Raw genomic sequence first — 21,124 nt, forward strand, 5'->3', positions numbered from 1 at the left:
CGCATGGCGCCGCCGGCAAACAAGCGCTCCGGTTACTCCCGCAGGGCGCAACTTTCATCGTTCCTCAGCCATACGGCTGGCATCGTGGGCGTGGTCATCGGGCTTGTCCTGATCGTCATTTCCAGCGTCGACCCGAGCAGCTTCGCAAGCCTGCGCTCGATTGCCGCCGATGCCACGGAACCCGCCGCCGAAGTGACGTCCGAAGGGCGCAATTTCGGCCATTCCGTGGTGAACGGCGTCACCGGCTTCTTCAAGATGGGAAGCCGTCACGCCCAGCTCGAGAAAGAGCTGGCGATCGCCAAGTCACGTCTGGTTGAAGCGGATGCCACCGCCGCGGAGAACAAGCGGCTCAAGGGCCTTCTGGGACTGCTGCGCAGCCGCGACGACATTGTTGCCGCCGCCAGCATGACCTCCTCCACTCCCTCGAGCACCCGTCGTTTCGCGACGATCGGCGCGGGTGCGGGCAAGGGAATCCAGAAGGGCATGCCGGTGCGCTCGGCGACCGGCCTCATCGGGCGCGTGCTCGAGGTGGGTCAGAACAGTTCGCGCGTGCTCTTGATTACCGACACCGAAAGCCTCGTTCCGGTTCGCCGCGCCAAGGACGGCGTTGCCGGGTTCGCGCAGGGCCAGGGCGACGGAACCTTGCGCGTGCGCCTGGTGAACCTGGGCATCAATCCCTTGCGCAAGGGCGACGTCATCGTCAGTTCGGGCGCCGGCGGCCTCTACCGTCCCGGCACCCCCATGGCGGTGTTGACCCAGATCCTGCGCGACGGAGCGATCGCTCGCGTCATCAGCAATCCCACCGATGCCGATTTCGTCATCGTCGAGAACGTCTGGGCCCCGCCGCCCCCGCCGCCTCCCCCGGCCAAGGCGGAGAAGCCGTAGTGCTCGAAGGCCCCACGACACGCCGCGACGACGGGCCGCGCCCCCGGATCAACCGGGCCCCCTCCCCGATCATTGCCCGGGTCGTGCCCTGGCTTTCGATCGTGCTGGGCTCGATGATCCCGGGCTGGTTCGTGATCGCCTCGGCGCCGATGCTGCCCCCCTTCGGCTTCCTGCTCTATCTCGCCTGGCGCCAGCTGCGTCCCGGCCTGCTGCCGCTGTGGGCCGGCCTGCCGCTGGGCCTTGTCGACGACCTCTTTTCCGGCCAGCCCTTCGGCGCGGCCGTGCTGCTCTGGTCGCTGGCGGCAATCGCGATCGACCTGCTCGAAGAGCGCTTTCCCTGGCGCAATTTCGCCATGGAATGGCTGGTGGCCACCAGCCTCATCATCCTTTATGTTCTTGCCAGCTACCTGCTCACCAATTTGAGCGCCATCAACGCCCCCATCCATGTCGTCGTGCCGCAACTCGTGATCACCATCTTCGCCTACCCCCTCATCGGTCATCTGGTAGCCCGGCTCGATCGACTTCGCCTGACCGCCGTCAGGGTCCTGCGATGAAGTTCCGCTTCCGCCGCGCCAAGCCCCCCCGTCACATCTCTTCCGGTATCCTGCGCAACAGTTTCGAGCGGCGCACGGTCGTGCTGGGGTCGTTGCAGGGAGGGGTAGCCTGCCTGCTCGCCGCGCGCCTTGGTTATCTCGCGATCTTCGAGAACGAGAAGTACAAGCTCGAGGCCGAGAGCAACCGCGTCAATCTCTCGCTGATCCCGCCGCGCCGCGGCTGGATTCTCGACCGCAACGGCACGCCGCTGGCCTCCAACCGCGCCGACTTCCGCGTCGATGTCATTCCCGAGCGCATGCAGGACAAGGATGCCACGATCGAGATGTTGAGCAAGCTGCTCAACATGACCCCGATCGCGCGCCAGGACCTGCAGGACAAGCTCGAGGACGCGCGCGGCTTTGCCCCTGTCGAAGTGGCGAGCCGCCTCGATCTCGACAGCTTCTCGGCCGTCAGCGTGCGCCTGCCCGAACTGCCCGGCGTGGTCACCCAGCGCGGTTATTCGCGCTTCTACCCCGACGGCGTCAACGTCGGGCACCTGGTCGGCTATGTCGGCTCGGCCTCGGCGGAAGAGTATGAAAAGGACCGCGACCCTCTCCTTCTCACCCCCGGCTACAAGGTCGGCAAGGACGGTCTGGAGAAGGTGTTCGAGCATGAACTGCGCGGCAAGCCGGGCGCGCGCCGCACCGAGGTCACCGCGATGGGCCGCGTCGTGCGCGATCTGGAGACGCGCGACGACACCCCCGGCGAGACCGTGAAGCTGACGATCGACGCTGGCCTGCAAGACTTCGCCGCGCGCAGGCTGGGGACCGAATCGGGCTCGATCGTGGTGATCGACTGCCAGAACGGCGACATCCTCGCGATGGCCTCGATGCCCAGTTTCGACCCCAACAGCTTTTCCGACGGCATCGGCCGTCTCGAATGGAAGATGCTGGCCGACGACGACCACGTGCCCTTGCGCAACAAGGTCCTGCGCGGGCTCTATCCGCCAGGATCGACGGTAAAGCCGATGGTGAGCCTGGCCTTTCGCGAGGCCGGCCTCGACCCCGACGAATCGGTCTATTGCGGCGGTGGCCTGCGCGTGGGCAACCGCGTGTTCCACTGCTGGAAGCGCGGTGGCCACGGGCAGGTCAACATGGCCAAGGGCATCTACCAGAGCTGCGACGTCTACTTCTACGCGATGGTGCAGCGCATGGGCATGGACGTGATCTCTGCCATGGCGCGCAAGCTCGGCCTGGGCCAGGAATTCGATCTTCCGGTCGTGGGTCAGTCCTACGGCACGGTGCCCGATCCGGCCTGGAAGCTGCGCAAGTACGGCAAGCAATGGCAGACCTTCGATTCGGTCAACGCGACGATCGGTCAGGGCTACTTCCTGGTCAATCCGCTGCAGATGGCGGTGATGTCCTCGCGCATTGCCAGCGGAAAGAAGCTGATGCCCCGCCTGCTCTACACCGGCAAGCCGCAAGAGGCCGAATCGCTCGGCATCCCGCAAGACCACCTCGACTACGTCCACCAGGCGATGCGCGACGTGGTCAACGGTCCCGGCACGGCGCACGTTGCCGCGCCGCTCGTTCCCGGCATCGAGATCGCGGGCAAGACCGGTACCGCACAAGTCGTCAGCCTGAGTGTCTCGAACGGCAAGAGCGGTCCGTTCAAATACCGTGACCATGGCCATTTCATGTCCTTCGCACCCTGGGACAAGCCCCGTTACGCCTGCGCGATCTCGATCGAGCACGGCGGCGGGTCCGGCGCGGCGACACCGATCGCGCGCGACATCTGGACCTATCTCTTCGACCGGGAAAAGGGCCTGTCCCAGCTTGAGGCTCTCGAGAGCCAGTGGGGCGGGACTTCGCAGGAGCGCGCCAACGCGCGCTATGCCTCCTACGTACGGGAATACGGCGTAAGCGCGCCCAAGGTCTCCACCGAGCAGGAAGCCGAAGCCGTGCGTGCGGCCGAGAACACACAGAACCAGCCCCAACCGATCATGAGCGAAGCGCAGACCCCGCGCCCTGAGCCCGCCCCCACCAATTCGGGTGCACCGGACAGCGCGGCAACGCGGCCCGCCGCATCGAATGGCCCGGCCCCGTCGTCCGGCGCGGCTCCCAATCCGAATACGGGAGGAGGCACGCAATGAACCTCATGAACCTTCCGGCCGCCTTCGCGCGTCAGCCCTGGATCGTGCTCATCCCGCTCTTCGGACTGGTCTCGCTGGGCGCAGCCGTCCTCTATTCGGCTGCGGGCGGCAGCCTGCACCCTTACGCGCTCAGCCATGTGCTGCGTTTCCTGCTGTTCCTGGTCATGGCCTTCGCCATTTCCTCCTTCAGCCGCAATTTCTTCCGGATGATGGCTTATCCGGCTTACGCTGCCGCGCTGCTTCTACTGGTCCTGGTGGAACTGGTCGGCGCGGTGGGCGTGGGCGTGGGGGCCGGCAGCCAGCGCTGGCTGGATCTGGGCTTCATGACCCTCCAGCCTTCCGAGTTGATGAAACCGGGCATCGTGCTGGTGCTTGCCAAGTTCTACGAGACCCTGCCCGCACCACTTACCGCGAGCTGGCGCGGGCTGATCCCCGCCGGCATCCTGATCGGCGCCCCGGCGCTGCTGGTGCTCATCCAGCCCGACCTCGGCACCGCGCTGGCGATCTGCTTTGGCGGGGTGGTGATCATGTTCCTGGCGGGCCTGCCGCTCAGCTGGTTCATCGGCGCGGTCGTTCCACTCATCCCGATCATTCCGGCCGCGTTCTTCTTCGTGCTGCATGATTACCAGCGCAAGCGCATCCTGACGCTGTTCGATCCCGAGGCCGACCCCCAGGGCGATGGCTACCACATCATCCAGTCCAAGATCGCGATCGGTTCGGGCGGTTTCTTCGGCAAGGGCTTCGGCAACGGTTCGCAAAGCCACCTGCAATACCTGCCCGAATCCCACACCGACTTCGTCTTCGCCACCATGGCCGAGGAATGGGGCATGATCGGCGGTCTCTTCGTGATCATGGTCTTCGCCATCATCCTGGGCTGGGGCCTGCGCGTCGCGAGCAAGTCGCAGGACCGCTTCTCGAGCCTGCTCGCCGCGGGCATGACAACGACGATCTTCTTCTACGTCGCGATCAACCTGATGATGGTCACAGGCATGGCGCCCGTCGTCGGCATCCCCCTTCCCTGGATGAGCCATGGCGGCACATCGATGATGACCAACATGATCTGCCTGGGAGTTTTGCTGGCCGTAAACCGCTGGAACCGCGGCCCTTCGTCGTTGTCGTGAAATTCTTCCAATTTTCCTCTTCCCATCCTCGGGAGAGGCGTTATAGGAGCCACTCCGCCGCCGAATCGGAGACGCCGCAAGGCGATCGAGGGTCCAGCGGGAAGGAATAAAGTGGACGCATAGCTCAGTTGGTAGAGCAGCTGACTCTTAATCAGCGGGTCCTTGGTTCGAGCCCAAGTGCGTCCACCACTTCCTTACCAACCATCCTTTTCGGGATGGCCCCCACGTGGGGACGCATAGCTCAGTTGGTAGAGCAGCTGACTCTTAATCAGCGGGTCCTTGGTTCGAGCCCAAGTGCGTCCACCACCACCTTACCAACCATCCCCACGGGATGGCCCTGTCATGGGGACGCATAGCTCAGTTGGTAGAGCAGCTGACTCTTAATCAGCGGGTCCTTGGTTCGAGCCCAAGTGCGTCCACCATACCTTTTCAGACAGATCTCCGACGACATGGCCGCACGGCATGGGTGGTCCCTCAGGTCCCGGCGGGCCGTGCCTGCCCCTGAACGACGCGAAGGCTGTATGCCGCCTCGAGAACGCGGATCACGCCCGGTGGCAGAGCCCTGCGAAACTCGACGCCAACCGCGCCATCCCCGACCCACGAGACGTGCCCCTCGACAGGCTTGAGGTGGGCTATCCGCAGGCTCAGCACCTCGCCCACGGCGAACGGTTCGCGCGAGTCCAGGATCGAACAGCCGCCGGCACTGATATTGCCAAGCTCGACGTCGAAGATTCGCCAGGGCGACTTTCGGCAACGCGCGTGCATCAGCACGTCATGGCGCAAGGCCAGGCGATCGTTGGCGTCAGAAGTGTTCATGAGGTCTCTTGGCTTGCTCGTCGATGTCGGCGCCAAGGTTTAGGCCCACGGTGGTAAACGACGCGTTTCGTTTACCTCGCACCTTTTTCCGCGACGCTCCCCTCAGCCGACGGCGTACCACTCGCTCCCGCGATCCGCGCATCGATCTCCCGCGCGCGGTCCTGTATGCTTTGCGAGGCGGCATCGTAGCGCTCGTCGAAGCTCGGCTCCTGGTGGCACGCCCCGACAAGCAGCACGAGAGCCGACACGGCTCCCGAGACGGCCCAGCGGCGTACCCGTATCAATCCGGCCATCAATAGTCCTTCTTGATCCGCACGTTGACGCTGTTGACGCCCGAACCGCCCGCCTGACTGAGCACCGAGAGCCATTTGGTCACGCTGACTTCAAGCTGCGTCGCCGTGAAGCCGCGCGCGTCGGTGATCAGCTCGACGTAGATGTCGTCCGTCAGGTACTGCCCGGCTGCCAGCGCGGTCCCGCGCCCGGTGCTCTCGTCGGCCCCCAGGATCCGGAGGCGGTCGATCCCGGTCGCCGATCGCAGGGTGCCCAGCGGATTGAGACCGCCGCCCGTCCCGCGCAGCGAGTTGAGCGAGGACGCCAGCTGCACCGCCTGGATTGCGGACAAATTGGCCACCGAACTCCCGAACAGGATGCGCGAGACGATTTCGTCATCGGGCAGGCTGGGCGAGGAGGAGAAGTCGATCTGCGGATTGTAGGCCTGGCCCGAGACAACGACACTCACGTCGACGTCGTCGATCGTCTCGGTCGCGGTAATCGCCACGGTCGGATCGATCGTGCGGCCGCCGTTGAACGTGATCAACCCGTCACTGAGGTCGAACGAACGCCCCGCAAAGCCCAGCGTCCCGCGCACGAGGTTGACCGTCCCGGCCATCGTCGGCGCGCTGCTGGTGCCACTCACGGTGAAGTCGGCAGACCATTCGGACTCCAGTCCCATGCCCGAGACGTAGAGCTTCTCGGGCGCGACGAGGTGGAGGTCGAGACGGATGTTGCCGAAGGCACCGGTCAGGGTCTCGGCTTCCTCGTCACCGGTTACGCGAACCGGGCCTCGACGCGGCTTGAAGCGCACCCCGCTGAGCTTGGGCACTTCGGCGGCACCCTCGCGCACGATCTGGTAGCGGGTCTCGGGCAGGCGGATTTCGCCGGAGAGAAGCGGAGGTTGCTTGGCCTCCTTGCTGAAGCGCAGATCGCCTGTCGCGCTCGCCGAAAGCGCGCTGCTTTTGGCAAGGCTCGCCTTGTCGAGCTTGGCCTTGATGTCCATGGGATAGCCGTCCGCCGCCGAGAGGCTGACATATCCACTGGCGCTGATCGTACCGTCACCGGCCTTGCCCGTCAGCGAGGTCAGTTCGAAACGGCTGCCATTGAACTTGCCCGCAAGGGCCATGCCCGAAAGGCGCGTGCCATAAGCCTGGTTCTCGTAAACGAGATCCCGGCCCTTCACGATACCATTGAGGCACGGATCCATGACCTTGCAAGAGAAGTCGGCCGCAAGGCCCACCGATCCGCTGAGCGACTGACCCGGCTGTCCGGCGAACGAGAACAGCGTGCCCGCGGGACCGTTGTAACGGATGCCTCCGCTCAAAGGTGCTTCCATCAGGCGCGACATCCAGGTGCCCTCACCCGGCGGCAACGGCCGCAGGCTCGCGACCATGCGGCCGATGACGCTACCGCGGTTGCGCACGACCGCGCGGGCCTCCCCGCCATCGGGGAGAAGCTTGCCGACGAGATTGACGTCAACCGGCTCGCTTACCGTGCTCGAGCTTGTCCGGGTGAAATTGACAAGCGAAAGGCGTGCATCGGCCCGTGGGAAACCGGATCCGCTGGCCTGCTCGAAATCGACGCTGCCATTGACGGTACCGCCGAGGCCAAGGCCGGGCATGAAGGCATTGGCCATGGCCATGTCGAGGCCTTCGAGGCGGCTCTGGAGCTTCATGTCCTCGCCGTAGTGGCCCGCCACCCGCAAGGTTCCGCTGCCGATCGAGAGTGCGGTGGGCAGCAGCTCGTAGGTGCCGTCCTTGATCGCAATGCGCGCGGGGCTCAGCGTCTTGACCGATTGCCCGCGCATGCGCCCATTTAGCGCCACGCGCCACAATTCGGGTTGCATCTCGGCGTTGAGGCCCACCCGGAACGGAATGCCGCTGACCCCTTCCACCAGCGCTTTCGCCTTGCCCTTGCCGTCGCGGTAGTCAACCAGCACGCGCGCGGCGGCAAGGTCGAGCGTGCCAAACTGGGTCCCTGCCACTTGCGCATCGGCAACCAGCAAGGGCTGGTCGTAAAGCACCACCCGTCCATCGATGATCGCCGAACCGATCGTCAGCTTGGCGGGGCCATCGAACACGGCATCCTTGGCGCGAAGATGGAACGCCGCCGCCTGGTAGGCTCCGTCGGCGGACAAGTCCGCGACACCACCGATCCCGTTGCCCGTAGCGGTCAGCTGACCCGAGAAGGGCCCGGCCTTGGTCTGAACCAACCGCCCCGCGAAGTCGACGCCCGACAGGTTGGCGCTGTTGATCTGCACGGCGGTCGCCTGTGCCAGTTCCAGCGTCACGTCGGCCTTGAGCGGTCCGTAATCGGTGTCACTGGTCAGCGCGAGGCGATAGCCCCTGGGCGCGCCTGTAACGCGCGCTTCGAGATTGGCGAGGCCGATCCCCAGCCCCGGTTTCTCAGCGGTCAGATGGGCATCGGGATTGCGGATGGTCCCCGTGACGCGCAGCGCCAATGCACCGTAGTTCGTCGAAGTGCCATTGGCGCGGAAGGCGATCCGGCCATCGGGCGACCACAGGCCCGATCCACCGCGCACCTTGAGCAAGGGAGCCGTCAGCGCGAGATCGGAGAAGCGCGCCACACCATCGGAGCCGTATTGGACCCGCGAGGACACCGCGAAGTTGCCCCCCAGATACGTCGCGACATTGTCGTTGAGAAGCTTGGTCGATTGCGCCCGTACGGTCCCGTCGAGCGCATAGGCACCGCCCTGGCTCTTGAGATCCATGTTGGTGCGGATGTTGAAAATGCCGACGCTTGCCAGCTTGTAGTTGTCGATCCGCCCGTCGATGGCGCCGGTGTAGAGCCCGGTGCTGACGTCGGCGACGAGGATGACGCCGGCATCGATGCGATCCGAGCGCAGGCGGATGTTGTCCGAAAGCACGCGCGGCCCCTTGATCGCAAGGTCGCCATCCAGACGCACGTTCGCGAGCGTGCCACCCGCCACGGTATCAAGCCCGGTGATCCGCGTGACCCGGGCTGCGACAGGGATCAGGATCTTGTCGGCATCGACCGTCGCCTTGCCGCTCGCACGCAGCCCCTGGAGGCCCATGTCGTTCATCACCAGCCGCGCGGCGGAAAGGGTGTAAGCGACCGTGGGGGTCGTGAAGGCACCGTCGAGCGCCAGCCGCGCATCTACGCCCGCACCCTTCAGGTTCTGCGCCAGGGCCGAGGGTCGCAGCAGGGCAAAGTCGAGCGAAAAGCCGCGGAAGGTGTTGTTGGAAAGGTCGATGCGTCCCTTGGGAACCAGTCGGAACGCCTCGCTCGCGACAAGCCCCTGCACGTCCATGTGACGCTCGGCAAGGGCAGCCGTAAGGTCGACTTGCGTCGTCGGTCCGAGGAGCTGCGCGGTCGGTCCACCGACCACTTGCGCAAGCTGCGCGTCCCCCTTGATGTGGAAAGTGCCGTTACGTGCGGTCAGCGCGAGGTCGGCGAGATCGCTCTTGCCGTAGGTGCCCTTGAGCGTGCCGTCCCATCTCGCCCAGTCGCCCTTGCCGCCGAGGCGCAAGGCCATAGGCTGCTTGAAACCGCCCAGCGCGGCAATCACGCCGCCCGTGGGCGCATTGAGGTCCAGCTCGATCCCGAGGCGATTGCGCGAAGGCACGGCGTCGAGCTTGACGTCGAAACTGTCCCCGCCCTCCTTGCCTTCGATCGCGATCGTCGCGCCCTTGGCTTCGACTTCGGCGCGGCCATTGGCGATGTGGGTGTGCCCCGCCACGGTGAGGATACGCCGTTCGCCCGAAACGGGTGCCTCGGCGATGAAGCGATCGATACGCAGTTCCCCGATGTCGATATCGAGATCGGGGAGAAGCGGCGCGTCGCTCGCAGGTGTCGGCTTGAACACCGGAGAACGACGCAGCACCATCTTCTCGGCGATCGCGCTGCGTACGTCGACGTGGTTCTGCAGGTAGGCGAAAGGCCGCCAGTCGACGACGATGTGCGGCGCGAACAGAAACTCGCCCTTGGTGTCGCGCACCGAAAGATCGTGCAGCGTCATCTTGCCGTAGAGAGAGCCCTCGATCCGACCGACGCGTATCCGCATGCCATTCTCGAACGCGAGGCTGCCGATCTGCTCGGCGACGAAGCGGTGACCCGGCCCGGTGTCGATCCCGAAGATGAAGGCCCCGACGAGGACGACGAGGCCGAGCACACCGGCCACGATCGTCTTGAGCAGGCGCATGCGCGTACGCTGCCAGATGGTCGGCTTGACGGGTGCGGTCTCCACCACCTCGGTTTCGACGGCTTCGGGGATCGGTTCATCCGCCATCAGAAGGACTGCCCGATCGAGACATAGACGTTGATCCTGGATTCGCCCGGCCGGCGATCGATCGGGGTCGCGACGTCCAGTCGCATCGGCCCGAAATTGGTGTAGAAGCGGCCGCCGATGCCGACGCCGTAGCGGATGTCGTTGAACTGCGGGGTCGTCTCGCGATAGGCCTGCCCCGCGTCGACGAAGGCGACGACGCCGTAGTTGCCAAAGCGATAGCGCGCCTCGACCGAGGCCTCGTTGAGGCTGCGTCCCCCCACTGGCTTGCCGTCAGGTGCCTGCTCCCCCAGTCCCTGGTAGCTATAGCCGCGCACCGATCCGCCGCCGCCCGCATAGAGCCTGCGCGAAGGCGCGAGGTCGAACAGGCCGACGCCCTGGATCGTCCCCAGGCGCACCCGTCCGGCAAGAACCAGGCTGTCCATGACCGGGAAATAGGCCGAACCGTCGATCCGCGCACGCACGTATGGGTTGAACCCCTTGTTGAGCGTCGCTTCGGGCTGGATCAGTGTGGTGACCTTGTAGCCCTTCGTGGGATCGAGCAGGCTGTTCGAGGTGTCGAAGCCAAGCTGTCCGTTGACACCGGCAATATAGTAGGTGCGGCGAATGCGGTCGTTGGAGGCGGCGTCGTAGTCGGTCTCTGCCGTGCCGATCAGCTCCACGCCGTAAGCGTAAGTGACGCGCTTCTGCCAGATCGGGGTCGAATCGCGGCTGACACGCGCGGCGAGGCGCCCGGTATAGGCACTGTAGGCGTCGTAGTCGTTGTGGAAGGCCTCGGCGGTCAACTCGAGCGTCCGGTCGCGACGCCCGGCGTTCGAACGGCGGAACGTGGCGCCCAATCCCTGCTGCTGCGTACCCGCGATACCGCTGGCGATGAGCGCGCCTTCGGGCGGAAACATGTTGCGGTGGGTCCAGGTCGCCTGCGCGGTGATGCCCTCACCCGCCGCGTAGCCAACTGAGCCCGCGATGGTGTGCGGCGGGCCCGCCTCCTGATGGACGCGCAACTGCACCGCCTCGGTGCCATCCTCGAGGGTCTTGCCGGTCTTCTCGGGCTCGACCGCGATCGTCGCGAACAGGCTCGTGCCCACCAGCGCCTTGCGCAAGTCGTCCACCTTGCGGCTGTCGTAAATCTCGCCCGGCTTGAAACGGGCCAGAACCGCGATGTGCTCGGCATCGAACGCGGTCTTGCCGTCGGTCACGATCTCGCCGAACCGGCCGCGCGGCCCGATCGTGATCGGGAGCGTGTAATCCCCCTCGCCGCTCTCGCGGTCCAGCAGAATGTCGCGCTGACCGACTTCGGCGAAAGGATAGCCATTTTGCGGGAGCGCCACCGCAACCTGGGCTTCGGCGCCCTGGACCCGCTGCGCGACGATCGGCTCGCCGACCTTGAGCGCGAAATTGTCGGCGATGAGGTTTTCCGGCACGGTCGGATCGGCTTCGATCTTGATGCTCGAGAGCACATAACGCTGGCCCGGCGTCACCGTAAGGCTGGCTTTGAGCGTGCCGTCGTCGCTTTCGCGCGAAGGTGCGAGGCGCGTGCGGATGCGCGGCGTATACCAGCCTTCGGATTCGAGGATGGTCTGCAGGAGCTGGCTGTCCTCCTCGAGCCGCGCCGAGACCATCGCCGCGTTGGCAGCCTTGCCATCGCCCTTGTCGAGCGCCGAGAGCGACTTGAAGGTATCCTCGATGCTGGTCGTGGTCTCCTTGTCGACATCCTGGAGCCCGTCGAGCGCCACGACATAGCGCACCTGGCTTGCCTTCTCGTCGCTCTTCGCCTCGGCGAACTCGACGGGTGTCACCTCGAACTGGTCGAGTGGCGGGAGTGGAACGGCAAGTTCCGCATCCTCGACCGGAGCGTCGCCGATTTCCTCGTCGGCATCACCATCGGCCAGTGCCGCATCGCCGAGCGGCGGGGCGCTTCCTTCATCAGGCTTGGCGCCGGCCTGCTCCTGCGCGAGCCGCTTCTCGAAGGCCTGGACCGATTCCAGCGGCTTGTCGAGTTCGGCATCGTCGCTCGCATCGAGCGCCGGCACGCGCCGGTTGAATTCCTTGTCGGTGATCACCGGTTCGACTTGCGGAAGCTGATCGGACGCAGGCGCTGCGGGGACATCCATGGTCCCGGCCTTCAATGCGTTGCTGTCTTCCACTCGTTCCTGGGAGGTCCGCGACGAACTGCCGGCCTTTGCGCCCGTGGCGTTCGCAGATGCCGCATCCTGAGCGCAGAGCGGTGCAGCTTGGGCGATTCCCGCCGCCAGAGCCAGGAGTGCGCAACTGCAGCGGATAACACGAGCCCTTCCCGTTCCAACGCCGGAAATGGATGTAACGCCTAGCCCATTTATAAACAACGCCGTTTCTGCTCCTTAGCGCGCCGGATCGCATTCGCACCCGCGATAGTCTGTATCGCATTGCAACCGCAATGGTTCCCGATCAGTTTGTCCTGACATGAGCGACGATTATCTCCCACAAGACTATCCGCCCGGCGCGGATTCGCGATGGCCCGTGCAATTGCCGCCACGAGCCTGGCTGACGATCCTGCGGCGCGTCTGGATCATGGCTGGTTTTCACGAGCTTGGGCTGATCGCGGGGGGGCTCGCGTTCTACTGCTTTCTTGCGCTGACGCCGCTGATTGCGGCCACAGTGATGATCTACGGGCTGATCGGCGATGCCGATACCGTGCGCGAACAGATGCAGAGCATCGTCGAAATCGTTCCGCCCGAAGTCGCGCATGTCCTTGAGCAGCAGCTGATCCAGATCGTCTCGACGAGTTCGGGCGTGACCGGCCTCGCTCTGTTCATCGCCCTGTTCTTCGCGATCTTCGGCGGCATGCGCGCCGCCAATGGCATGATCGCCGCGCTCAACATCGTCAATGAGGAGCACGAGACGCGCGGGACCATCGCCGTCTCGCTGCGCGCCGCGAGCCTGACGCTCGCCGCGGTGCTCATCGCGCTGACCGGCGTACTCTCGGGCGGTGTCTTCGCCTGGCTGCAAAGCCGTGCGGCCTTTTTCCTGGGCGATTCGACGGCAACCTTGTTCAAGTGGCTCACCTGGCTCGCCGCGATCCTGTTGGGAACGGCGGGATTCGCGCTCATCATGCGCTTCGGGCCCGATCGGCGCCCCGCGAAATGGCGCTGGCTCGCACCGGGCGCGAGCCTTGCAACGCTTCTGTGGCTGGCGGTATCGTTCGGCTTCTCGCTCTATGTCGCCTACATCAGCGACTACAACGCGACCTACGGATCGCTCTCGGCGATCGTCGTCTTTCTCATGTGGCTCTATCTTTCGGCTTACGGAGTCCTTCTCGGCGCTCTCCTCAACGCCGAAATCGAGCGCCAGGTCTTCCGCGACACCACCAAGGGCATCGACCGCCCGCCCGGGAAGCGCGGCGCCGTCCTGGCCGACATTCTCGACGATCGGGTCCCTACCCGACGCGACCTGGAAGACCGCAAGGTCAACCGCGCCCGCGTCGCGCGCCACCAGCACGAAGCCTGACCGCACAGCGAGAAGACAGCGCTTGCATTGTGATGTGATTAAGGTCTACCGGACGCACATCGCAATGTGAGTACATCCGACATGCCCGCCAAAGTCATCGATCAGGTCCGCAAGCTCATCTCCGACGGCGGCATGAGCCGCGCCGGCCTCGCCCGCGCCGCCGGCCTCCACGCCAACACCCTGCGCGACTGCACCGAAGAAAGCTGGAATCCGACCACCGAGACCCTCGCCAAGCTCGAGCACGTGCTCTTTTCGAACGATGACACGCAAGTCCTTGTGCCGATCGAGGAGATCATCGACGAAGCGCGCAATGGCCGCATGTTCATCCTCGTCGACGACGAGGACCGCGAGAACGAGGGCGACCTCGTGATCCCGGCGCAGATGGCGACCCCGGCCGCGGTCAACTTCATGGCCACCCACGGACGCGGGCTGATCTGCCTCACGCTGACCAGCGAGCGGGTGGAGGAACTCGGCCTCGAACTCATGAGCCGCAACAACGGCACCCGGCATGAAACGGCCTTCACGGTCTCGATCGAAGCGCGCGAAGGCGTGACGACCGGCATCTCGGCCGGCGATCGCGCGCGCACGATCTCGGTCGCGATCGACGGCACCAAGTCACGCGACGACATCGTGACGCCTGGCCACGTATTCCCGCTGCGCGCGCGCGACGGCGGCGTCCTCGTGCGCACCGGTCACACCGAGGCGGCAGTCGACATCTCGCGCCTTGCAGGCCTCAACCCTTCGGGCGTGATCTGCGAGATCATGAAAGACGACGGCACCATGGCGCGCATGGACGACCTCATTTCCTTCGCGCGCCTGCACGATCTCAAGATCGGCACGATCCGTGATCTCATCGCCTATCGCCGCAAGCACGATCGCATGGTCGAGAAGACGAATGAACTCACCTTCCAGAGCCGTTACGGCGGCCAGTGGACGGCCTGCTGCTACTACAACCGCGCCACGGGCGACGAGACGATCGCGCTCGTCAAGGGCCGCATCGACCCCGCAAAGCCGACTCTGGTGCGCATGCACACGCTCTCCAACTTCGTCGATCTGTTCGGCGAGGAATCGGACGATCGCTCCGACCTCCTGCAGCGCTCGATGCTCACCATTGCGGAAGAAGGCGCGGGCGTGATCGTCGTCATCAACAGTCCGATGAAGCATTCCATCTCGCAGGTCATGGACCTCAAGCGCCAGTTCCGCGAAGGAAGGAATCCGAATCTGGAGGAACTGCGCGATTACGGAGTGGGTGCGCAGATTCTCGCCGAACTGGGCATTCACGACATGATCTTGCTGACCAACACCCGTCATTCGCTCGTCGCGCTCGAGGGCTACGGCCTCAACATCGTCGACGAACGTCCGATCGCAGCAAGCGAAAGCTGAAGGAACACACGACCATGGCTCGATTTCTCATCGTCGAAGCACGCTTCTACGACCACCTCAACGACATGCTGGTCGCCGGCGCGCGCAAGGCCCTCGAGGCCGAAGGCCATTCGGTGGACTGCATCACGGTTCCCGGCGCGCTCGAGATCCCCGGTGCCCTGGCGCTGGCTGACGGCTCGGGCGAATACGACGGCTATGTCGCCATCGGCGTCGTGATCCGGGGCGAGACCTACCATTTCGAGATCGTCGCGGGCGAAAGCGCGCGCGGGATCATGGCCCTGACGATGGACGGCATCGCCATCGGCAATGGCGTCCTGACGGTCGAGAACGAGGAACAGGCCCTAGTCCGCGCCGACCCCGCACAGAAGGACAAGGGTGGCGAAGCGGCCAAGGCGGCCATCGCGCTGCTCAAGCTCCAGGAAAAGTTCGGGGCCTGAACGCCCGCGCGACCGGGTCTTTCCCACCTCCCGCCGTCAAACAACCAGTCATCAAACAAGGCGCCGCAGCACTTCGCTGGGGCGCTTTTTTTTCGGGCTCAAAGTGTCTCAGGCGCCGCGATCCAAGCCCCTTCACACCATCGAAGCCACGCCAGGAAGTGCATGCCGGCGTCAACGATCCGGCGCTATTTGGGGTTGCGGCATTGGCAATGTGGCCCATGTCCCAAGCCATGACAGGCCTTACCTTCGCTATTGCAACATCCGCCGGATCGTTGCAATTGATTGCAGAAGAGATGATTGGCCCATACCGGATGTTAACATGACAACCCTCGGGTGCTGATCCAGTTACCAGAGCAGAAGATAAATCCCATGCGCGTGATGTCGCACACACGCAACGACAGCCGACAGGAGAAACGGCACGATGGATAGCAAACGCGAACTGAAGTCCTTGCTCGAGGACCTCTATCTACGACTCGCCCAGCTCGACATGGCGGGAGAGGCAGTGGCGGCTGCGCATCTCGACGCAGCGGCCTGCATGTTGTCACGATCGATAGAATTGCTGCCAACTGCCGCCGATTCGGAGTAACCTCGCGGAGACGCGAAACCGCAATTGCGCTTAAGGTAAACGTCCATGTTGAACGGTCGGGGCAAGAAATCGTTCGGGCGGATCGAGCAAGGTTGAGTGCCCCCTACGTCGGCATGGGTTCAGGCTTCCGGTCGGCCATTCGGCCCATCGGACCACCACCTTGGGCGACGGTGATCCGAACTGATGGAAAATACCGAACACATGATGCGCAACCGAAACAAGGCCATTCGCCTGATCGGAATTGCGAACGAATTGCTGGCCATGGCGCGGCAGCTGGAAATCGGAGATGACCCGCTCGACGGCGTGGCTCCGGTCGACTTCCTGACTGACGTCTCCGCGCAGAGCACCAATGCAACGAGGTTGCGAAAGGGGCCTGCCTCGGGCGAAGTATGCCGGCGCGACCACCCGATCTGGGTGGAGCTCGCACGTCAGACCTACGAGGACCGGCGCAGGCGATCCAAGATATTCCAGTCCGACGATCTCTTCGGTGAGCCGGCCTGGGACATCCTGCTCGACCTCTTCATCGCAGCCAAGGAACGGCGAAGCGTCTCGGTCACGAGCGCGTGCATCGGCTCGGCGGTCCCCTCCACCACCGCCTTGCGCTGGATCACGATCCTCGAGCGCAACGGCCTTTTGGTGCGGGAAGCTGACCCCGGAGATGCCCGCAGGGTTTACGTGAAACTCAGCGCGCGCGGCTACGCCGCGATGCTCGACTATTTCACCGCCTCGTCGCGGTCGGTCGTCCTGCTCGACGAGACCCCCGCGGTGCCTCTCGCGAAAATGCGCTGAAACTGAACGCGAAGGGCCCCGCTGCCTATCGGCAACGGGGCCCCTTGTTTCACAGCGGCGGCCATTCCCAACGGGGATGGCCAAAACCAATCAGCCAAGGAAGGCCTTGAAGGCACCGGCGCCGGCGTAGTGTGCCGCATTGCCCAGCTCTTCCTCGATGCGGATGAGTTGGTTGTACTTGGCAAGCCGGTCCGAACGTGCGAGCGAGCCGGTCTTGATCTGGCCGCAATTGGTCGCAACCGCGAGATCGGCGATGGTCGCGTCCTCGGTTTCGCCCGAACGATGCGACATGACGGCGGTGTAACCCGCGCGATTGGCGATCGACACCGCTTCAAGCGTCTCGGTGAGCGTCCCGATCTGGTTGACCTTGACCAGCAGCGAGTTGGCGAGACCCTTCTCGATGCCCATGGTGAGGCGCTTGGGGTTGGTGACGAAAAGATCGTCACCAACCAGCTGGACCTTCTTGCCGACCGCGTCGGTCAGCGCCTTCCAGCCCTCGAAATCGTCCTCGGCCATGCCATCCTCGACCGAGATGATCGGGTAGGCCGCGCACAGATCGGCCAGATATTCGGCGAAGGCGCCCGGCTCAAGCGAAAGGCCCTCACCGCTGATCTCGTACTTTCCGTTCTTGAAGAACTCGGTCGAGGCGCAGTCGAGCGCAAGCTGGATCTCGCTGCCGGGCTTGAAACCGGCCTTCTCGATCGAGGCCATCACGAAGTCGAGCGCGTCGCGCGTGCTGGCAAGATTGGGCGCGAAGCCGCCCTCGTCGCCCACCGCGGTGGCCAGGCCCTTTTCCGAAAGACCCTTCTTGAGCGTGTGGAAAATTTCCGAACCCCAGCGGACCGCCTCGGCGATCGAGCCGGCGCCCACCGGCATGATCATGAATTCCTGGAAATCGATCGGATTGTCGGCGTGCTCGCCGCCATTGATGATGTTCATCATCGGCACCGGCAGGACATGCGCCGAAACGCCGCCAATGTACGAATAGAGCGGCAGGCCGCGTGCGTTCGCGGCGGCCTTGGCGACCGCGAGGCTGGTGCCCAGGATGGCGTTGGCACCAAGCAGGCTCTTGTTCTCGGTGCCATCGAGAGCGATCATGGCAAGGTCGATGTCGCGCTGGTCTTCGGCGTCGAGCCCGACGAGCGCCTCCGCGATCGCGTCGTTGACGGCATCCACCGCCTTGAGCACGCCCTTGCCGAGATAGCGCGACGTGTCGCCGTCTCGCAGTTCAACCGCTTCGTGCGCGCCGGTCGAGGCGCCCGAGGGAACCGCTGCGCGGCCAAAGCTGCCGTCTTCGAGCAGCACGTCGACTTCCACCGTCGGGTTGCCACGGCTATCCAGAATTTCACGGCCATGAATGTCGATGATCGCGGTCATTTTCAAAAGCTCCTCTGACGCCACTTTCGAGTGACTCCGGAACCGCGCCTTAAGCAGCGGAACAACCGGTGACAAGTTGCGTTGCAGCAATAACGATGAGCTTGTGCTACACTGTGCGCACACCATATCATACAGACGCCGTGCTCTTCCCCTCAGGGAAGGTGCTTGCGGCGCTCGGGCTAAGGAAGGAATCTGCAATGGTCGATCCCACCGTAACCGCAGGCGACGATCTGAACACGAACGGCGCCGAAGCCGCCAAGAGCCACTTCGCCAAGGCCATGGATGAAGCCAAGGCGGGCGCCCATGCGCTGGCCGAGGAATACCGCGAGAAATTCGCGCAGAAGAAGTCCACTCTCAGCGACGAAGCCAAAGTCCGCTCGGACGAAGCCAAGACCAAGGCCGACGCCTTCGCCACCGATGCCAAGGCAAAGGCCGGCGAATACGCGTTGGAAGGCAAGGCCCAGACGAGCAAGGCGATCGTGCGCCTCTCCAAGGTCATCGACGACAACGTCGCCTACATCGACGACAAGGCTGGCCCCAAGTACGGGGACTATGCCCGCTCGGCGTCGAAATCGATGCAGGATGTGGCGACGCGGCTCGACGCGAAGTCGTTCGAGGAACTGGGCGAGGATGCGCGCACCTTCGTACGCACGAACCCGGTCATGGCCATGAGCATGGGCATCTTCACCGGATACGTGCTGGGCCGCCTTTTCGCCAAGAGCAAGTAAGGCGGCGCGAACGAGCCTGGATTGATGAACTACGAAGCTCCGGCGCCATCCGCGTCGCTCACTGACCGCGAGGGCATCACCCTTGGCGAAGATTTGCGCCTGCTCGCCGAGGAAGCCCGCGAGTTCGCCAAAGCCGAGGTCACGTTCCAGAAGTCGCGCGCCGCATTTGCGGGCAGCCAGATCGGCCGGATCGTGGGCTTGCTCGTGGCCGCTCTGGTGGTTCTGTTCTTCGCGGTCATGGCTCTGGTCGTCGGACTTGTCATCGCCCTGGGCCCGCTGCTCACCCCGTGGGGCGCGATGGCTGCTGTTGCGATGGCATTGCTGATCCTTGCCATCATATGCGCGCTGGCCGCGAAACGTGCACTCACTACGTTGAAGCGGGTGATGTCCGCCCCCCTGCGCGGGGAACCCAGCGAATGAGGGTCTCGGCCGAGGAAGTCCTGGCAAATCGCGACACGCGCAACTTGGCCAAGGCCGCCTTTGACTCGCGCTACCGTGCGATCCGCGCCGACATGGAGGAACGCGGCATTGCCGGGCGGATCATCGACGAGACGATCGAGAAGGCCGTCGGCATCGTCGACGAGGCGGTCGAAGTTGCCGAGGAACACCCGGCGCTGGTCGGAGGAACTCTCGCCGCCCTGATGCTTTGGATATTCAGAAATCCGCTAATCGCGTGGATCGGAAGCGTCCTGCGGACCGATGGCGACAAAGAAGAGGAAATCGAGCATGGCTGACAGCGAACCCACGATCCCCGCCACTTCGGCGACGAGCGCCAACACCGGCAATATCGTCGCATTGCCGGGGCAGAAGCAGCGTGAAAGGCCCTCGAGCAAGGTGCTCGGTTTCGTCAAGCGCCATCCCGTCGTCGCGGTAGCCGGTGGCCTCGCGGTCGGCGCTGCGGTCGCCGCACTGCTACCCCGGCGGATCACCCGTGGCCCCGCGATCCGGGCGATGAACCTCGCCGAGGCCGCAGGCACCTCAACAGCCCTGTTCGGCAAGCGCGCGGGCTCGCACATCAAGCGGCTGACCGGCCGGGCCGGCGATGAAGCGCACGAGGCGCTTTACGGGATCGAAGCAAAGGCCGAGCGGATCGGTGACTTTACCGCCACCCGGCTTGAGAAACTCGCGACCATTGCGCTGGCAACTGCGTCTTCGCTTGGCAAATTGGGCGGAAAGCAGGCCGAACGTCTCGAGGACGCGGCCAGCGAAGGCACGCACAAAGCGCTCGATATCGCGGAATCCTTGCGCAAGAAGCTCCATCGCTGAGCCATATTGATAATACTTCGCGATAGCAGAGTAGGGTATTTCCAGTAGGCGATACGGCCTTGCCCAAAAGGGCCTCTAAAATTATAGGCCAAGGCTCTCCCAACTGGAAAAGTGGCACATCGCATGCAGCAGAAACTTCATCTCGTGATGGGCGGCCGGGTCAAGGATCCGACCGGTCTCGAATTCGTCGACCTCGACAACATGGACATCGTGGGTGTCTTCCCGAACATGGAAACGGCCAAGAACGCCTGGAAGTCGGCCGCGCAGCGCACCGTCGACGATGCCGAGATGAAGTACGTGATCGTGCACCTGCACCGCCTGCTCGATCCGGAACAGACCGAGGTCTGATCCACCGCGATCGCAGGACATGAAAAGAGCCGCACAAGCACCGGGCTTGTGCGGCTCTTTTCATGTCTTTCTCGGCCGACCGGCAGGGAGCCCCCTGCCCGGCCGCCCAAGCGAATTCAGATGAAGTCGATCTTCTCGACGAGATAGAACTTGTCGCCCGAGGGCACGGTCACTTCGATCTCCTCGTCGACCTTCTTGCCGATCAGCGCCTTGCCGAGCGGCGAGGCATAGCTGATGCGGCCCGCCTTCGCGTCGGCCTCATAAGGGCCCACGATCTGGTACTTGACCGGCTTGTCCTCGTCGTCGAGCAGCGTGACCGTCGCCCCGAAGATGATCTTGTCGCTGGTCAGCGACGCGGGATCGATGATCTGCGCACGGCTGAGCTTGTCTTCCAGGTCGGCGAGCGTCGCCTCGATCTGACCCTGGCGTTCCTTGGCAGCGTGGTATTCGGCGTTTTCCGAAAGGTCCCCGTGCGCGCGCGCTTCCTCGATCGCGTCGACGACGCGCGGGCGCTCTTCACGCAGGGCCTTGATTTCCGCTGCCAACCGTTCGTAGCCCTCGGCGAGCATCGGCAGCTTTTCAACACTTGCCATTTTCCAAATCTTCCTTCTGTCGCCTCCCCCCCGAACACCGCCGCGCCGCGATCAGCGACTAGAGACCTGCCCGGTCCCCGGCG

The 21,124-nt window shown here is 64.4% G+C and carries 20 protein-coding genes and 3 tRNA genes; 17 read left to right on the forward strand and 6 right to left on the reverse strand.

The window, feature by feature from the left end:
• The first annotated feature begins 3 nt into the window (after window positions 1-3).
• From mreC to HT136_RS11705, 7 genes are all read left to right on the forward strand, one after another.
• On the forward strand, window positions 4-885 hold the full coding sequence (gene mreC / locus HT136_RS11675; protein ID WP_214199946.1) for a rod shape-determining protein MreC: 882 nt from the start codon (window positions 4-6) through the stop codon (window positions 883-885).
• The gene (mreD, locus tag HT136_RS11680) at window positions 885-1,439 is read left to right on the forward strand and encodes a rod shape-determining protein MreD (protein ID WP_214199947.1); all 555 of its coding nucleotides are present in this window, start codon (window positions 885-887) and stop codon (window positions 1,437-1,439) included. The genes mreC and mreD overlap by 1 nt, the downstream gene beginning before the upstream one ends.
• Window positions 1,436-3,571 carry a penicillin-binding protein 2 gene (gene mrdA / locus HT136_RS11685; protein ID WP_214199948.1) on the forward strand — a complete coding sequence of 712 codons (2,136 nt, stop codon included), beginning with the start codon at window positions 1,436-1,438 and terminating at the stop codon, window positions 3,569-3,571. The genes mreD and mrdA overlap by 4 nt, the downstream gene beginning before the upstream one ends.
• Window positions 3,568-4,692 carry a rod shape-determining protein RodA gene (gene rodA / locus HT136_RS11690; protein ID WP_214199949.1) on the forward strand — a complete coding sequence of 375 codons (1,125 nt, stop codon included), beginning with the start codon at window positions 3,568-3,570 and terminating at the stop codon, window positions 4,690-4,692. The genes mrdA and rodA overlap by 4 nt, the downstream gene beginning before the upstream one ends.
• A gap of 113 nt (window positions 4,693-4,805) precedes the next feature.
• Window positions 4,806-4,881, forward strand: a tRNA-Lys gene (locus HT136_RS11695).
• 41 nt (window positions 4,882-4,922) lie between these two features.
• A tRNA-Lys gene (locus HT136_RS11700) sits at window positions 4,923-4,998 on the forward strand.
• Window positions 4,999-5,038: 40 nt separating this feature from the next.
• Window positions 5,039-5,114: transfer RNA gene (locus HT136_RS11705), tRNA-Lys, on the forward strand.
• Window positions 5,115-5,166: 52 nt separating this feature from the next.
• Here the strand turns inward: HT136_RS11705 and HT136_RS11710 are convergent.
• The 4 genes from HT136_RS11710 to HT136_RS11725 form a co-directional block, all read right to left on the reverse strand.
• The gene (locus HT136_RS11710) at window positions 5,167-5,508 is read right to left on the reverse strand and encodes a PilZ domain-containing protein (RefSeq protein WP_214199950.1); all 342 of its coding nucleotides are present in this window, start codon (window positions 5,506-5,508) and stop codon (window positions 5,167-5,169) included.
• 71 nt (window positions 5,509-5,579) lie between these two features.
• Window positions 5,580-5,801, reverse strand: a complete 222-nt coding sequence (locus tag HT136_RS11715; RefSeq protein ID WP_214199951.1) for a hypothetical protein — start codon at window positions 5,799-5,801, stop codon at window positions 5,580-5,582.
• Window positions 5,801-10,051 carry a translocation/assembly module TamB domain-containing protein gene (locus HT136_RS11720; protein ID WP_214199952.1) on the reverse strand — a complete coding sequence of 1,417 codons (4,251 nt, stop codon included), beginning with the start codon at window positions 10,049-10,051 and terminating at the stop codon, window positions 5,801-5,803. The genes HT136_RS11715 and HT136_RS11720 overlap by 1 nt, the downstream gene beginning before the upstream one ends.
• Window positions 10,051-12,162 carry an autotransporter assembly complex protein TamA gene (locus tag HT136_RS11725; protein ID WP_214199953.1) on the reverse strand — a complete coding sequence of 704 codons (2,112 nt, stop codon included), beginning with the start codon at window positions 12,160-12,162 and terminating at the stop codon, window positions 10,051-10,053. Before HT136_RS11725 ends, HT136_RS11720 begins: the two co-directional genes overlap by 1 nt.
• Window positions 12,163-12,490: 328 nt before the next feature.
• Between HT136_RS11725 and HT136_RS11730 the strand changes: the two genes are divergently transcribed.
• The 5 genes from HT136_RS11730 to HT136_RS11750 all read left to right on the forward strand — a co-directional run bounded on the left by HT136_RS11730 (window position 12,491) and on the right by HT136_RS11750 (window position 16,729).
• A complete protein-coding gene (locus tag HT136_RS11730; protein WP_246543636.1) occupies window positions 12,491-13,534 on the forward strand; it encodes a YihY/virulence factor BrkB family protein in 1,044 nt (347 codons plus the stop codon).
• An 81-nt stretch (window positions 13,535-13,615) separates the two neighbouring features.
• A complete protein-coding gene (gene ribB, locus HT136_RS11735) occupies window positions 13,616-14,917 on the forward strand; it encodes a 3,4-dihydroxy-2-butanone-4-phosphate synthase (RefSeq protein ID WP_214199954.1) in 1,302 nt (433 codons plus the stop codon).
• A gap of 14 nt (window positions 14,918-14,931) precedes the next feature.
• On the forward strand, window positions 14,932-15,354 hold the full coding sequence (ribH, locus tag HT136_RS11740; RefSeq protein ID WP_214199955.1) for a 6,7-dimethyl-8-ribityllumazine synthase: 423 nt from the start codon (window positions 14,932-14,934) through the stop codon (window positions 15,352-15,354).
• Between the two features lie 421 nt (window positions 15,355-15,775).
• On the forward strand, window positions 15,776-15,940 hold the full coding sequence (locus HT136_RS11745; protein ID WP_214199956.1) for a hypothetical protein: 165 nt from the start codon (window positions 15,776-15,778) through the stop codon (window positions 15,938-15,940).
• Window positions 15,941-16,123: 183 nt separating this feature from the next.
• Window positions 16,124-16,729 carry a helix-turn-helix domain-containing protein gene (locus tag HT136_RS11750; RefSeq protein ID WP_214199957.1) on the forward strand — a complete coding sequence of 202 codons (606 nt, stop codon included), beginning with the start codon at window positions 16,124-16,126 and terminating at the stop codon, window positions 16,727-16,729.
• A gap of 90 nt (window positions 16,730-16,819) precedes the next feature.
• Here HT136_RS11750 and eno read toward each other — a convergent pair whose 3' ends face one another.
• Window positions 16,820-18,106 (reverse strand): phosphopyruvate hydratase, encoded by a 1,287-nt coding sequence (eno, locus tag HT136_RS11755; RefSeq protein ID WP_214199958.1) that lies wholly within the window; start codon window positions 18,104-18,106, stop codon window positions 16,820-16,822.
• Between the two features lie 197 nt (window positions 18,107-18,303).
• Here eno and HT136_RS11760 point away from each other — a divergent pair, with 197 nt between their 5' ends.
• From HT136_RS11760 to HT136_RS11780, 5 genes are all read left to right on the forward strand, one after another.
• Window positions 18,304-18,834: a hypothetical protein gene (locus HT136_RS11760; protein WP_214199959.1), complete on the forward strand. Its 531-nt coding sequence runs from the start codon at window positions 18,304-18,306 to the stop codon at window positions 18,832-18,834.
• Window positions 18,835-18,858: 24 nt separating this feature from the next.
• A complete protein-coding gene (locus HT136_RS11765; RefSeq protein WP_214199960.1) occupies window positions 18,859-19,254 on the forward strand; it encodes a phage holin family protein in 396 nt (131 codons plus the stop codon).
• A 44-nt stretch (window positions 19,255-19,298) separates the two neighbouring features.
• Window positions 19,299-19,568, forward strand: a complete 270-nt coding sequence (locus HT136_RS11770) for a hypothetical protein (protein ID WP_246543638.1) — start codon at window positions 19,299-19,301, stop codon at window positions 19,566-19,568.
• Window positions 19,561-20,100: a hypothetical protein gene (locus tag HT136_RS11775; protein ID WP_214199962.1), complete on the forward strand. Its 540-nt coding sequence runs from the start codon at window positions 19,561-19,563 to the stop codon at window positions 20,098-20,100. The genes HT136_RS11770 and HT136_RS11775 overlap by 8 nt, the downstream gene beginning before the upstream one ends.
• Window positions 20,101-20,223: 123 nt before the next feature.
• Entirely contained in the window at window positions 20,224-20,448 is a 225-nt protein-coding gene (locus HT136_RS11780) for a DUF4170 domain-containing protein (RefSeq protein ID WP_214199963.1), read from the forward strand.
• 116 nt (window positions 20,449-20,564) lie between these two features.
• Here the strand turns inward: HT136_RS11780 and greA are convergent, their stop codons facing one another.
• Window positions 20,565-21,041 carry a transcription elongation factor GreA gene (greA, locus tag HT136_RS11785; RefSeq protein ID WP_214199964.1) on the reverse strand — a complete coding sequence of 159 codons (477 nt, stop codon included), beginning with the start codon at window positions 21,039-21,041 and terminating at the stop codon, window positions 20,565-20,567.
• Window positions 21,042-21,124 lie beyond the last annotated feature (83 nt).

It is taken from the genome of Novosphingobium profundi (assembly GCF_018491765.1).
In the GTDB taxonomy this organism is placed as follows: Bacteria; Pseudomonadota; Alphaproteobacteria; order Sphingomonadales; family Sphingomonadaceae; genus Novosphingobium; species Novosphingobium profundi.